At 68.3% G+C, this 13,684-nt stretch carries 11 protein-coding genes and 2 pseudogenes; 5 read left to right on the forward strand and 8 right to left on the reverse strand.

Annotated features, from left to right (window positions below):
- The 3 genes and pseudogenes from ACIQ1T_RS18415 to ACIQ1T_RS18425 all read right to left on the reverse strand — a co-directional run.
- Positions 1–202: pseudogene (locus ACIQ1T_RS18415) on the reverse strand (cell envelope biogenesis protein OmpA); the annotation flags it as partial.
- A 247-nt stretch (positions 203–449) separates the two neighbouring features.
- Entirely contained in the window at positions 450–905 is a 456-nt protein-coding gene (locus tag ACIQ1T_RS18420; protein WP_395946019.1) for a MaoC family dehydratase, read from the reverse strand.
- Between the two features lie 65 nt (positions 906–970).
- A complete protein-coding gene (locus ACIQ1T_RS18425) occupies positions 971–1,951 on the reverse strand; it encodes a threonine/serine dehydratase (protein WP_395946020.1) in 981 nt (326 codons plus the stop codon).
- Between the two features lie 57 nt (positions 1,952–2,008).
- Here ACIQ1T_RS18425 and glpK point away from each other — a divergent pair, with 57 nt between their 5' ends.
- Together glpK and ACIQ1T_RS18435 are read left to right on the forward strand one after the other, a co-directional pair.
- A complete protein-coding gene (glpK, locus tag ACIQ1T_RS18430) occupies positions 2,009–3,505 on the forward strand; it encodes a glycerol kinase GlpK (RefSeq protein ID WP_395946021.1) in 1,497 nt (498 codons plus the stop codon).
- A gap of 34 nt (positions 3,506–3,539) precedes the next feature.
- Positions 3,540–4,616 carry a phosphotransferase family protein gene (locus ACIQ1T_RS18435; RefSeq protein WP_395946022.1) on the forward strand — a complete coding sequence of 359 codons (1,077 nt, stop codon included), beginning with the start codon at positions 3,540–3,542 and terminating at the stop codon, positions 4,614–4,616.
- 4 nt (positions 4,617–4,620) lie between these two features.
- On the opposite strand, the gene ACIQ1T_RS18440 is transcribed toward ACIQ1T_RS18435, so the two are convergent.
- Positions 4,621–5,619 (reverse strand): aldo/keto reductase, encoded by a 999-nt coding sequence (locus ACIQ1T_RS18440; protein WP_395946023.1) that lies wholly within the window; start codon positions 5,617–5,619, stop codon positions 4,621–4,623.
- 72 nt (positions 5,620–5,691) lie between these two features.
- Between ACIQ1T_RS18440 and ACIQ1T_RS18445 the strand changes: the two genes are divergently transcribed.
- Positions 5,692–6,087: a MerR family transcriptional regulator gene (locus ACIQ1T_RS18445; protein ID WP_395946024.1), complete on the forward strand. Its 396-nt coding sequence runs from the start codon at positions 5,692–5,694 to the stop codon at positions 6,085–6,087.
- A gap of 6 nt (positions 6,088–6,093) precedes the next feature.
- On the opposite strand, the gene ACIQ1T_RS18450 is transcribed toward ACIQ1T_RS18445, so the two are convergent.
- The 4 genes from ACIQ1T_RS18450 to ACIQ1T_RS18465 form a co-directional block, all read right to left on the reverse strand.
- On the reverse strand, positions 6,094–6,813 hold the full coding sequence (locus ACIQ1T_RS18450) for a DUF1223 domain-containing protein (RefSeq protein WP_395946025.1): 720 nt from the start codon (positions 6,811–6,813) through the stop codon (positions 6,094–6,096).
- Positions 6,814–6,953: 140 nt separating this feature from the next.
- Positions 6,954–9,155, reverse strand: coding sequence for a prolyl oligopeptidase family protein (locus ACIQ1T_RS18455; RefSeq protein ID WP_395946026.1), 2,202 nt, complete (start codon positions 9,153–9,155; stop codon positions 6,954–6,956).
- Positions 9,156–9,306: 151 nt separating this feature from the next.
- Complete coding sequence (locus tag ACIQ1T_RS18460) at positions 9,307–11,469, reverse strand: prolyl oligopeptidase family protein (RefSeq protein WP_395946027.1); 2,163 nt, start codon at positions 11,467–11,469, stop codon at positions 9,307–9,309.
- A 92-nt stretch (positions 11,470–11,561) separates the two neighbouring features.
- Positions 11,562–12,356, reverse strand: coding sequence for a potassium channel family protein (locus tag ACIQ1T_RS18465; protein WP_395946028.1), 795 nt, complete (start codon positions 12,354–12,356; stop codon positions 11,562–11,564).
- Positions 12,357–12,396: 40 nt separating this feature from the next.
- On the opposite strand from ACIQ1T_RS18465, the gene dapF reads away from it, so the two are divergent.
- Both dapF and ACIQ1T_RS18475 read left to right on the forward strand, forming a co-directional pair.
- A complete protein-coding gene (gene dapF, locus ACIQ1T_RS18470; RefSeq protein ID WP_395946029.1) occupies positions 12,397–13,227 on the forward strand; it encodes a diaminopimelate epimerase in 831 nt (276 codons plus the stop codon).
- A gap of 164 nt (positions 13,228–13,391) precedes the next feature.
- A pseudogene (locus tag ACIQ1T_RS18475) lies at positions 13,392–13,684 on the forward strand (NADP-dependent malic enzyme); the annotation flags it as partial.

Consider the following 13,684-nt stretch of genomic DNA (forward strand, 5'->3'; position numbering starts at 1 on the left):
GGGCGAAGGCCGCCCAGCCGTCGTTCACTTCATAGTTCCAGTTGGCGCCCGTCGTCGACGACTCGGCGTTGATGTCGTCGATCATGTGGTAGCCGGCGTCGATCGCGCCGTACCAGCCGTTGGGTTCTGCCGAGGCCGCGCCAGCCGACAGGGCCAAGGCGGCCGCTGCGCTGGAGGCCAGCACGATAGTCTTCATACGCATAGGGGGTAGCCCTCCGCCTGTTATATTTAGGGCGGGTCTACCGCCTTTCCGGGTCTTATCAGCGTTGCCGTGGAAGGTCGAGGCGAAAACTGGGCGGCGCTGACTGTGGAATTCGGCACCGTGCTGTTGATGCTACAGGTAAAATTGGCGTTTCACGCCCTCCCGGTGCAGTTATCGCGGGCCCTCCTCCACAACCAGACAAGGTGACAACGCCTCTCTGGACGAGCGCGACACCCCGTAAATCCCCCTATGTCCGCAGCATCTGCATTCCCAGCCATTCCGCGATCAGGGCCGGCTTGTCGCCGCCTTCGATCTCCACCGTCAGTTCGTGTTTCAGCAACCAGCGCCCGCCGCCCCTGTCCTCGGCGGACAGCAGCCGGAACCGGCCACGCACACGCGATCCCGCCGGAACGGGGGCCAGAAACCTCAGCTTGTCGAAACCGTAATTGACCCCCATCGCCACGCCCTCCAACGGCGAAACGGCGTCATAGCTCATCGCCGAGGCGAGACTCAGGGTCAGGAATCCATGCGCGATCGTGCCGCCGAACGGGGTCGCCCTGGCCGCCTCGGGGTCCACATGTATGAACTGGCGGTCCTCCGTGCAGTCGGCGAAAGCGTCGATCCTGGCCTGGTCGACCTCGAACCATCTCGACACGCCGACCTCCTGACCGATCAGTCCCTGAAGCTCGCTCGTCCTGGTCATCGTCATCGTCCCTCCGTCTTCTTGTTGCGAGGAAGGTGACCGAGGCGCGCCGAGATGGGAAGGGATCAGCCTGCGAACCGACCCTCGATGATCTCGGCAAACAGCCCCGGATCGATATTGCCGCCCGACAGGACCAGCCCCGTAGTGCGACCTTTCGTCGCAACCCTGCCGGCCAGCAACGCCGCCAGGGACACCGCGCCACCCGGCTCGACCACCAACTTCAGGTGACGGAAGGCGAACCGCACCGCCTCGGCGACCTCGGCGTCGGACACTGTGATCGCGCCGGCCAGCCGACGATTGATCGGCCAGGTCAGGGCGCCGGGTATCGGCGCCATAAGGGCGTCGCAGATCGAGGGCCTGCCGTCCGGATGGCCGACCCGCTCGCCAGCCGCCAGCGACCGGGCCGTGTCGTCATAGGCCTCGGGCTCGACCACCAGAACCTCGGTCTTTGGGCTGCGCGCCGCCATGACCAGATTGATACCGGCCATCAACCCGCCCCCCGACGCGCCGCACAATAGCTGATCCATCGGTACGGCGGCCTGCTCCAGCATCTCCAGCGCCGTCGTGCCCTGCCCTTCTATGATGAAGGGGTCGTCGAACGGCGGCACCAGGACCGAGCCTCGTTCGGCGGCGATGGCGGCGCCGATCTCTTCGCGGCTCTCGGTCCAACGGTCGTAGAGGCGCACCTCGCCGCCGAAGCCGATCACCCCCTCCACCTTAACCTTCGGCGAGTCCGACGGCATGACGATGAGGGCGGGCGTCCCCACCAGAGCCGCCGCCGCCGCCACGCCCTGGGCGTGATTGCCGGACGAGAAGGCCACGACGCCACGCGACCTTTCTTCGGCGCTCAGACGGCTGATGCGATTGTAGGCGCCGCGAAACTTGAAGGCGCCGGCCCTCTGCAGGTTTTCCGCCTTCATCAGCACCCGGCCGCCGACCACGGCGTTCAGGGCTGGGCTCTCGATCAAGGGGGTGCGGACGGCGACGCCGTCGATCTGGCGGGCGGCGTCGAGAACGCCTTCGAAGCTGGGCAGGTGCGTCTTCATATGCTCCCCTTAGCCCGAACCACAGTCGCCGCCCAAGACGGTGAAGGAGAGAAACGCATGAGCTTGATCCTCGCCATCGACCAGGGCACCACCTCGACCCGCGCCATCGCCTTCGAAGTGCGCGACCAGGATCTGCGCCCCGTCGCCGTCAGCCAGATCGAACTGGCCCAGCATTTCCCCCATTCCGGCTGGGTCGAGCACGACGCCGCCGAGATCTGGTCCGCCACCCTGCAGACCTGTCGCGAGGTGGTGCGCAAGGCCGGCGGCGTCGACCGGTTCGCCGCCGTCGGCATCACCAACCAGCGCGAGACGGCGGTGATCTGGGACGTCGAGACCGGCGAGCCCCTGCACCGGGCCGTCGTCTGGCAGGACCGCCGCACCGCCGCCGTCACCGCCCGCCTGACCGCCGAGGGCCGCGAGCCGATGGTCCAGGCGGCGACCGGCCTGATCCTCGACCCCTATTTCTCGGCGACGAAATTCGCCTGGCTTCTGGACGCCGTGCCCGGATCGCGCGAACGGGCGGCCAGGGGCGAGGTGAAACTGGGCACCATCGACTCCTGGCTGATCTGGAAACTGACCGGCGGCGGGGTCCACGCCACCGACGCGACCAACGCCGCCCGCACCGCCCTGATGGACCTGAAGACGGTCGAATGGCGCGACGACCTGTGCGCCCTGTTCGACGTGCCGCGTCAGGCCCTGCCCGCCATCGTCCCCTGCGCCGGGACCATAGGCGAGACCGAGCCCGGCCTGTTCGGCCGTCCCCTGCCCATCGCCGGTTCGGCCGGGGACCAGCAGTCGGCCCTGGTCGGCCACGGGGCTCTGCAGCCCGGCGACGCCAAGATCACCTATGGCACCGGCGCCTTCCTGGTCGCCAATGTCGGCGAGACGCCGGTCGCCTCGACCCGCCGCCTGCTGGGCACCCTGGGCTATCAGGCCGCCGGACGCACCGCCTATGCGCTGGAGGGCTCGATCTTCTCGGCCGGGTCGGCGATCCAGTGGCTGAGGGACGGGGTGAGGCTGATCTCGGAATCGCGCCAGTCCGAGGCCATGGCGCAAGGCCTGCCGGACAACGGCGGGGTCTATATGGTGCCCGGCTTCACCGGTCTGGGCGCCCCCTGGTGGGAACCCGAGGCGCGCGGGACGGTCGTGGGACTGACGCGGGATTCCGGTCCGGCCCATTTCGTCCGCGCGGCGCTGGAGGCCCTGGCCTATCAGACGCGCGATCTGCTGGATGCTTTAGCCGAGGACGGCGCCCCGCCGCTGAAGACGCTGAAGGTCGACGGCGGCGTCACCGCCAACAGTTTCGCCATGCAGTTCGTCGCCGACATCTGTCAGGTCGAGGTCGAACGCCCCGCCTTCCAGGAGATGACCGCCCTGGGTGCCGCGCGTCTGGCGGCCCTGGGCGTCGGCCTGCTGCCCGATCTGAAGGCCCGTCCGGCCGAGTCGCCGGCCCGCTGGACCCTGCGCATGAAGGCGGTGGAACGTGAGCGCCTGCTTTCCGGCTGGCGCCGCGCCGTGAAGGCCGCCATCATCGCCGCGCCGGACCGGGCGTGAGATCCGGGCGGCGAGGAAACGACAGGACCGCCGCATGACCGACGACGCCGCTCTCGACGCGCAATCCGCCTTTTCCGGCGTGCGCGAAGTCGATCCCCGTTACCGGCTCGACGAGGCCGCGCTGGACGCCTGGATGATCGCCCATGTCACGGGCTACGCCGGGCCTCTGACGGTGCGCCAGTTCAAGGGCGGCCAGTCCAACCCCACCTATGAGCTGACCACCCCGACCGCCGCCTATGTGCTGCGTCGCAAGCCCCCCGGCGTCCTGTTGCCCAGCGCCCATGCGGTGGACCGCGAATATCAGGTCATCTCCGCCCTCGCCGCCCAGGGCTTCCCTGTGGCGAAAGCCCACACCCTGTGCCTGGACGAAGCCGTCATCGGCTCGATCTTCTATGTGATGGACAAGGTCGAGGGCCGGATCTTCTGGGACCTGAAACTGCCCGGACTGACGCCCGCCGAACGCCGCGCCGTCTATGAGGCCCAGACGGATACTCTGGCCCGGCTGCACGCCTTCGATCCCGCCGCCATCGGCCTGGGCGACTACGGCAAGGCCGGCAACTATTTCGCGCGCCAGGTCGGCCGCTGGACCAAACAGTATCGCGCCTCCGAGACCGAACCCGTCCCGGCCATGGACCGGCTGATCGATTTCCTCCCCGACAGCCTGCCGCCCGAGGGGCCTAGCCGCATCGTCCACGGCGACTTCCGCCTCGACAATATGATCCTCGCGCCAAACCAAGCGGAAGTCCGCGCCGTACTGGACTGGGAGCTGTCGACCCTGGGCGATCCGATGGCGGACTTCTCCTATCTGCTGATCGCCTGGGCCATTCCCGCGTCGCTGCGAAACGGCCTGGCCGGGGCCGATCTGAAGGCCCTGGGCATCCCTTCGGTCGAGGAGACGGTCGAGCGTTACGCCGCCGCGACGGGAATGCGTCCGGCGAACCTGGACTGGCTCTACGCCTACAACCTGTTCCGCCTGGCGGCCATCTGTCAGGGCATCGCCGGCCGCGTCCGCGACGGCACCGCCGCCAGCGCCCATGCCAAGACCATGGCCGCCCAGGTCGGCCCGCTCAGCGACGCGGCCTGGGGTTTCGCGAAGAAGGCGGGCGCCTGAACGATCAGACGCGCACGCCGCGCACCGCCTCGGCCAGGGTGTCCAGCGTCGCCTCTTCGGCCGCGCTCAGAACCAGGCTCGCCGCAGCGACATTCTCGTCCAGCCGCGCCCGGCGTCGCGTGCCCGGCAGGGGGACCACCGTCACCCCCAGCGTCCGTCCCTTGGCGTAGAGCCAGGCCAGGGCGGTCTGGGCAGGCGTGACGCCGCGCTCGGCCGCCACCCGTTCCACCGTCTCGACCAGCCGCGCATTGGCCTGCAGATTCTCCGGCGAGAACCGGGGGAAGTGACGCCGCGCATCATCGGCCGACAACGAGGCGGCGAAGTCCCGCCGAGTCAGCAAGCCCCGTCCCAGCGGCGAGAAGGGCGTCACTGTCACACCCAGTTCCGCCGCGACCGGCGCCGCCGCATCCTCGATGTCCCGGCTGAACAGGGACCATTCCGACTGCAGGGCCGCGATGGGATGAATGGCGTGGGCCTGGCGCAGTTCGTCGCCGTCGACCTCGCACAGGCCCAACCGCCGCACCTTCCCCGCCGCCACCAGTTCGGCCATGGCGCCGATCGAGTCCGCCAGCGGCACGTCCCGGTTCCGCCGGTGCATGTAATAGAGGTCGATGGTCTCGATTCCCAACCGCGCCAGCGACCGGTCGACGGCGGCGCGGATATAGTCGGGCCGGTTGTCGATGCTCCAGTCGTCTGGCCGTTCCGGCGTGCGGGCGTAGCCGAACTTGGTCGCGACCAGAGCACGGCCCCTGTTCGCCTTGAGGAAGGGGGCCAGAAAGACCTCGTTCTCGCCGACGCCGTACATGTCGGCCGTGTCGAACAGGGTCACGCCCCGGTCCAGCGCGCGGTCCAGGGTGGCCCGCGCCTCGGCCTCGTCCGTCGCGCCGTAGAATTCGCTCATCCCCATACAGCCCAACCCCTGGGCGCCGATCAGGAGGCCGTCGGATCCCAGCCGAACCTGGGCCAGGGAATGCGGGGCGAGCGGGGTCTGGATGTTCGTCATTGGAGGGTCTCCCGTTGCTGACGAACAGGGTCTATAAGTATGGACCATGGTCCACGGTCAAGGCTTGATCCCGTGCTGATTTCCGAGTTCGCCCGCGTCGCCGGCCTGCCGGTGGACACCGTCCGCTTCTATGTCGCCAAGGGACTGCTCACGCCCGGACATAGCGCCAAGGGCGGGGCGCGGCCGTATCAGATCTTTTCCGGCGGCGACGTCACGGCGGCGCGGATGATCCGTCTGCAGCAGTCGCTGGGCTATTCCCTGGCCGAGATCGACGCCCTGAACCGCGACTACCGGGCCGGTGAAACCTCACCCGCCCGCACGGTCGAGACTCTCAAGACCCAGATCGACCGACTGGAGCAACGCCGCGCGCAACTGGACACGGCGCTCGACTTCCTGCGCCGCAAGATCGACTGGATCGAGGCGGGCCAGCCCGGCGACGCCCCCGGCCTGGACGACTTCCTCTGTTGAGGCCCGTCAGCTCCGGACCTTGGCCCCGAGGATCCGGCGGTCGGTCTTGCCTTGGATCAGGACGGCGACCGCGTCGCCGTCGCGCGCCTCGGGCAGGGCGTAGAGGACCGGACGGCCGCGCCATTCGCCCAGGCGGGTCACGGTGCGGACGACATTGATGTGGCGGACCTCGCGGCCCCGGTTCTCGCCGCGCGCGACCTCGACGGTCTGGATGCCGGGGGTGTAGGTCACCGCCACCACCTCGGCCCCGCCGGCAGGCGCGCGGCCCGAGCCGACGCCGACACGGTCGCCGGTCTCGCGGAATTCGATCTCGGGCGGCCAGGTCTGACGGCCGATCTCCTCGACGATGGCGCCTTCCAGCTCCAGACCCCGTGCGCCGGACACCTGGCGACGGCCGTCGATCACCACCTGGGGGGTCGAGACCCCGCGCTGGCGCAGGGCGGCGCGATAGGCGCGCTGGCGCTGGGCGAACTCGGGCCGGGCGAAGGTGTCGGCCCAGCCTAGATAGTCCCAGTAGTCGACGCCATAGGTCAGGGCGATCACGCCCGGCTCGGCCGCCGCCCGTTCGACCACCGTATTGGCCTCGATACAGCCGCCGCAGCCCTGGGCAGTGAACAGTTCGACCACCACCGGCGCGGCGGTGCGGATGGCGGGCGGACGCGGCCGCTCGGCCCGCGCCCCCGCCGGCTGGGCGGCCGACCCCACGGCGAGCAGCGCGCCCGCCATGATGGTTCCCGTTATCGCCCAGCCCCTGGTTCTCATGACGTCGTTCTTAACCTTCGCCCCGCCGGCCCGCGCCTCATTTTCGCGTGAGCCGGCCGTATGGGCTCAGTAGCGCGAAGCGCGATAGCCCGACAAAGAAGCCGTCAGTCCATCAGTTGCTGGGACAGATAGACATAGTGCCGGGCCCAGCGGCGGGCGTTGGCGACCGGGTCGGCGTCGTTGGAGTGACCGCCGGCCGTGTCCTCATAATAGAGGTGGTCATAGCCCATGTCGCCCAGGCGGGCCGCGAACTTGCGCGCATGGCCGGGGTGGACCCGGTCGTCGCGGGTGTTTGTGGTCAGATAGACGCGCGGATAGGCCTCGCCCGGACGCAGTTGCTGATAGGCCGAATAGCGGGCGATCCATTCCGCCTCTTCCGGGATGCGCGGGTCGCCGTATTCGCCGATCCAGGAGGCCCCGGCCGGCAGTTCGTGATAGCGCAACATGTCGACCAGCGGGCTTTCGATCACCGCCGCATTGAACAGTTCCGGATGCTGGGTGATCGAGACCGAGGTCAGGACCCCGCCGTTCGACCGGCCGTAGATGCCCAGGCGACGCGGGCTGGTGACGCCGCGCCGTTCCAGATCGCGCGCCACGGCGGCGAAGTCGTCGAAAGCCTTCTGGCGGTTGCCGTCGAGCGCCGCCTGGTGCCAGTCCGGCCCGAACTCGCCGCCGCCGCGGATATTGGCCTGGACGAAGACCCCGCCCCGCTCCAGCCACAGCTTGCCCATCTCGGGCTTGTAGGCCGGGTTCAGGCTGACCTGGAAACCGCCGTAGCCCAGCATGATCGTCGGGTTCGACCCGTCCAGCTTCATGTCGCGCGGGCGGGTGATGAAATAGGGGATCTTGGTCCCGTCCGTGGACGTGGCCTCATACTGTTCGGTCACGTCGCGCGCGGCGTCGAACTTGGCCGGCGCCGACTTCAGCGTCGTCAGGGTCGCGGCATTGGCGTCCGCCAGGCTGAGGGTCGGCGGAACCAGGAAGCCCTGGGTCGAGACGAAGACCTCGCCGCGCGACTTGGACGAGTCGCCCAGCCCGACCGCGAGATTGTCCGGCACGGCGATGGACGAGGCCGTCCAGGTCTGGCCGTCGGTGCGGAACCGCATCAGGGCTCCGGCTACATTGTCGGTCACTGAGGCGACGATCTGGTCCGACAGGACGGCGACGTTCTGCAGGGCCTGACGCGCGGTCGGCTGGAAGACCACGGCGCTGTCACGCTCGACGATATATTGCGGACGAACCTCGCCCAGCACGACCAGCGGCAGGGCCAGCAGGGAGCCGGCGGCGTAATCCTGACCGTCGAAACGCCAGGCCTGATCCGGAGAAAAGACCAGGCGGCCGTCGATGACGCCCGAGATGCCGACCCGCTCGGGCAGATTCAGCTTCTGCGCCTTGCCGTCGTGACCCAGGCTCCAGGTCTCCGACCGGAAGGTGTCCAGCGGGCGGGTGATGATGACGGCGGTCACCTTGCCGTCCTTGTCGCGATAGACGGACGGGCTGACGCCATAGCCGCCGTCAGAGACGTCGCCGCGATAGTCCTCGACCGCCTGAGCCAGGGTCTGGCCGCGCTTCAGCGTCTTGACGATGAAGGGATAGCCCGACTCCGTCAGGCTGCCCGGCCCGAAGTCGGTGGCGACCAGAAGCGTGTCCCCGTCCAGCCATTCGATCCGGTGCTTGCCTTCCGGCAGGTTGAAGCCGCCGTCCACGAAGCGTTTGGTGGTCAGGTCGAACTCGCGCACGACCACCGCGTCCTTGCCGCCGTCGGACAGGTTGATCAGGCAGCGGGTCTCGTCCGGCGCCAGACAGTCGGCGCCCTTGAACACCCAGTCCTTGCCCTCGGCCTTCGACAGGGCGTCAATGTCCAGCAGGGTCTCCCACCGGGGCGTCGCGGTGCGGTAGCTGGCCAGGGTCGTCCGGCGCCAGACGCCCTTCGGATTGGCGGCGTCCTGCCAGAAATTGCCGACGCCCTCGCCCAGGAAGGACGGGCTGGGGATCCGGTCGGTGGCGGTCAGGATGGCCTGGGCCTCCTGACGATAGGTCTCGTAGCGCCGGTCGCCGGTCAGGGCGGCGAGGGATTTGCGGTTCTCCTCGGCGACGAAGGCCATGGCCTCGACCCCGTCCACCTGCTCCAGCGCCAGATGATCGTCGGCCGCCGCGACGCCGGCCGGGGTCAGGTCGCGCGGGAAGTGCGGCGGGGGGCTGTCATTGGTCGAGACGACGATTTCATCGGCATTCGTGGCGACCGTGCCGGCGCAGGCGCCGAGCAGAAGCGCCGGAATGGCGGCGGACAGGATCAGGTGACGCATGGCTTAAACTCTCCGCTCATCCCCGCGAAAGCGGGGATCCAGACCTTTGGGCGTTCGGCGTCGCCCGTTTCGTACTGAATCCGATCCCAGCCGCCGAACCTCGCGAAAGAACTGGGTCCCCGCTTTCGTGGGGATGAGCGGAAGGTGGAGCCTATTCCTCCGCCGGCGCGTCCATCAGACGCCGGGTCAGATAGGTGTATTCCAGCGCCAGCCGCCGGGCGGTTTCGCGCAGATTGGCGCCGGCCGCGTGGCCGCCGTCGGTGTTCTCGTAGAACAGGACCGGATAGCCCAGTTCCTCCAGCCGCGCCGCCGCCTTGCGGGCGTGGCCCGGATGGACGCGGTCGTCCTTGGTCGAGGTGTGGATGAAGACCTCCGGATAGGGCTGGCCCGCCCGCAGGTTCTGATAGGGCGAATACTGTTCGATCCAGGCGCGCTGTTCCGGGATGTCCGGGTTGCCGTACTCGCCGATCCAGCTGGCGCCGGCCAGCAGCTTGTGGAAGCGCAGCATGTCGAACAGGGGCACCTGGATGACGGCGGCGTTGATCAGGTCCGGCCGCTGGGTCAGCATCGCCCCCATGAACAGCCCGCCCTGCGAGCCGCCCATAATGCCCAGCTTCGGCTGGCTGGTGATGTCGCGGGCGATCAGGTCCAGGGCCACGGCCTGGAAATCCTCGTGCGCCCGCTGGCGGTTCTGCTGCAGGGCCGCCTCGTGCCAGCGCGGACCGAACTCGCCGCCGCCGCGCGTATTGGCGATGACATAGACCCCGCCCCGCTCCAGCCACAGCTTGCCGACCGTGGCCGAATAGCCGGGCAGCAGCGAGCTCTCGAACCCGCCGTAGCCGTACAGAAGCGTCGGGTTCGAACCGTCCAGCGGCATGTCCGCCTTATGAACCACGAAATAGGGGATCAGGGTCCCGTCGGCCGAACGGGCCTCGTGCTGGTCCACCGTCAGGCCGGTCGCATCGAACTTGGCCGGCATCGACTTGACCTGGGCGACCGCCCCGGTCGCGGCGTCGGCCAGCCACAGGCTGGACGGGTTCAGATAGCCGGTGACGCTGACAAAGATCTTGTCGTCGGTCTCCGAGGCCGAACCCACGCCCACCGAGACGTTCTGCGGCAGGTCCAGGGTCGTGTGGCTCCACTCCGTCGCGCCGGGCGTATAGACCCGCACCGAGCCACGGACATTGTCGTACAGGGCCACGACCAGTTTGTTGCGGGTGGCGTTGACGCCCTCGACCGCCTGACGCTCGGTCGGGCGCAGCACCAGGACGGCCGGGGTCGCTTGATCGGCCAGCCAGGCCTCCAGCGGCCAGGCGATCAGGTCGCCGCTCTTGAAATCCTGCCCCGACGGCGCGGTCCAGTCCTCCTTCAGCGACACGACCAGTTGGCCGGCGACCAGGCCGGTGATGTCGGACTTGGCCGGCAGGGCCAGTTTGGTCACCGAACCGTCGGCGTCGAGGCGATAGGTCTCGGACGAATAGAAGTCGATCGACCGGTTGATCAGGGTCGCCTTCAGCACCCCGTCGGCGTCGCGCAACGTATAGGCGCCCACCGAGACGTCGGTCGTCTCGCCGGTGAACAGGGTCTCGGCCTGGTCCAGGCTCTGGCCGCGCTTCAGGCGTTTGACCACCATCGGATAGCCGGAGTCGGTCAGGGTGCCGGGACCGAAGTCGCGCGAGATCAGCAGGGTGTCCTTGTCGATCCACGAGGCGCCGCCCTTGGATTCCGGCAGGACGATGCCGCCCTCGACGAACTTGCGCTCGACCGCGTCGAACTCGCGCAGGGTCACCGCGTCCTTGCCGCCGTTCGACAGGCTGATCAGGCAGTAACGTTCCTCCGGAGCCAGGCAGGTCGAACCCTTGTAGACCCAGTTGGCGCCCTCGGCGGCCGACAGGGCGTCGAAGTCGAGGATGGTCTCCCACTGGGGCTCGGCGGTGCGATAGCTCTCCAGCGTCGTGCGACGCCAGACGCCGCGCACATGCTGGGCGTCCTGCCAGAAGTTGTCGATATGGCCGTCATGGGTGAAGCCCGGCGACGGGATCCGGTCGCGCGACTGGACGATGTCCAGGGCTTCCTGGTGCAGGGTCTCGTAGCGGGGATCGCCCTGCAGCACAGCGAAGGTGTGCTCGTTATGGGCCTTGACCCATTCCATCGCCCGCTCGCCCTCGACCTCCTCGAGCCACAGATAGGGGTCGGTCGCGTCGCTGGTCGCAAAGCCGGTGGAAGAAGCAGCGGGGGTCTGGGCCATGGATACCGAAGTCAGGCTGGTGGAGGCGAGAAGCGTCGCGAGGGCGACGGCGGAAGCACGGATCATGGACAGTCCCCGGAAAACAGGCCGGCACCTTAACCGCCAAGCCCGGGGCCACAAGGCGGCGGCCGCCAACCTTACGGTTTTGTCATGTCCCGTCAGTCCTCGTCGGGAATACAGAGCAGGTTTCCGCAGGCCTTGCAGTGGACCGCGTCCTGATCGTGCGTCTGAAGGCCGCAGCGGTCGCACGGGAAACGGACCTTGTGCGGCTTGATCAGGGCCTGGGCCAGACGCAGGAAAAGGGTGATCCCGACCAGCATGATGACGATGGACAACAGCTTGCCCAGCGGCCCCGGCAGGGTCACGTCGCCGAAGCCGGTGGTGGTCAGGGTCGCCACGGTGAAATAGAGGGCGTCGATATAGCCGGCGATCCCGTCATGCCCCCGGAAGGTCGCATAGACGAAGCCCGTCACCACGAAGACAAAGGTGATCAGCCCCGACAGGGCCCGCACGATCCCCTCGACCCGGGTATTGTCGAACTTGGCCCCGATGGTGCGCCAGAAGAAGTCCGAGTTCAGCAGGGTCCACAGCCGCAGCATCCGCAGGAAGCCGAGGTTGAACAGCCAGGCCGGGAACAACAGGGTGGCCAGGATGAACAGGTCCAGCCAGACGATCGGCCGCTTCAGCCAGTCCTTGATGTCGGAATAGGCATAGGCCCGCGCCGCCAGATCCAGGCCCAGCAGGCCCGCCACCAGATAGTCCAGGGCGTAGAAGGCCCAGCCCATGTTCTTCAGGATCGGCGAGGCCAGGAAGAAGGCGATGATGGCGAAGTCGATGACGATCACCGTCAGCCGGAACTTCACCGCCGGCGGCTGGCTGCCGTGATACAGGTAGCGCAGCCGGGCGCGCAGCCGCAGGCCGTCGTCCTTGGGGTCGGTTTCGGTCTGGGACACGCTGGTTTCCGGACGACGGGGATAGGCCTATATGGCCTGCATGACCCGTCCTTTCGTCAAGATGAACGGCGCCGGCAATGATTTCGTCGTCGTCAATGCGCTGGAAACGCCGTTTCGCCCCGGCGAGGACCAGATCCGCGCCCTGGGCGACCGCCGGACGGGCGAGGGTTTCGACCAGCTGATCTCGATAGAGCCGTCCGACACGGCCGACGCCTTCATGCGCGTCTGGAACGCCGACGGTTCGATGGTCGAGACCTGCGGCAACGCCCTGCGCTGCGTCGGCTGGCTGCTGATGGAGGCGAACGGCTCGGACAAGGTCCTGATCGACACCGCCGGCGGCCCGACCACGGCGACCCGCGCCGGCGATCGTCAGGTCACGGTCGACATGGGCAAGCCGCGCCTCGACTGGACGCAGGTTCCCCTGGCCGAGGAAATGGACACACGCGGCATCGAACTTCAGGTCGGCCCCATCGACGCGCCCCTGCTGCACACGCCCGGCGCCGTCTCGATGGGCAATCCGCACGTCGTCTTCTTCACCGACCGCCAGGACGACGGCTTCGTCACCGGCTCGGGCTCGCTGGTCGAGCACCACCCGCTGTTCCCGGAAGGGGTCAACGTCGGCTTCGCAAACGTGCTGGACCGCGACCATATCCGCCTGCGCGTCTGGGAGCGGGGCGCCGGCCTGACCAAGGCCTGCGGGACCGGCGCCTGCGCGGCCCAGGTCGCGGCCGCCCGGCGCGGCCTGACGGACCGCAAGGCGACCGTCGTCGTCGACGGCGGCGAACTGGTCATCGACTGGGATGCGGCGACCGACCACGTCCTGATGACCGGCCCGATCGAGATCGAACGGACGGGCGCCCTCCCCTTCTGAGACGGGATCGCGCCCGTTCCGCGCGCATCGCGCCGGTTGACGCTGACGCGAACGGAAGCTTCCGGTCCATTCTGTGAACCTTCCGGGGCGTCAAGGCTTGGCGCGGCCCTTCCCACACTCTAGGACACGAACGGTTACAGCCCCGCCGTCGTCCTGGACTCCCGATGCCCGACCAAACCGAAAAACAGACCTTCTCCGATCAGGAAGCGCTGGACTTCCACCGCGTCCCGACGCCGGGCAAGATCTCCATGGCCCCGACCAAGCCGATGGCGACCCAGCGCGACCTGTCGCTGGCCTATTCGCCGGGCGTGGCCGTGCCGGTCCTGGCCATCGCCGAGGATGCGGACAAGGCCTACGACTACACCTCCAAGGGCAATCTGGTCGCCGTCATCTCGAACGGCACCGCCATCCTGGGCCTGGGCAATCTGGGCCACATGGCCTCCAAGCCGGTGATGGA

The organism is Brevundimonas sp., assembly GCF_044336875.1.
Taxonomy (GTDB): domain Bacteria; phylum Pseudomonadota; class Alphaproteobacteria; order Caulobacterales; family Caulobacteraceae; genus Brevundimonas.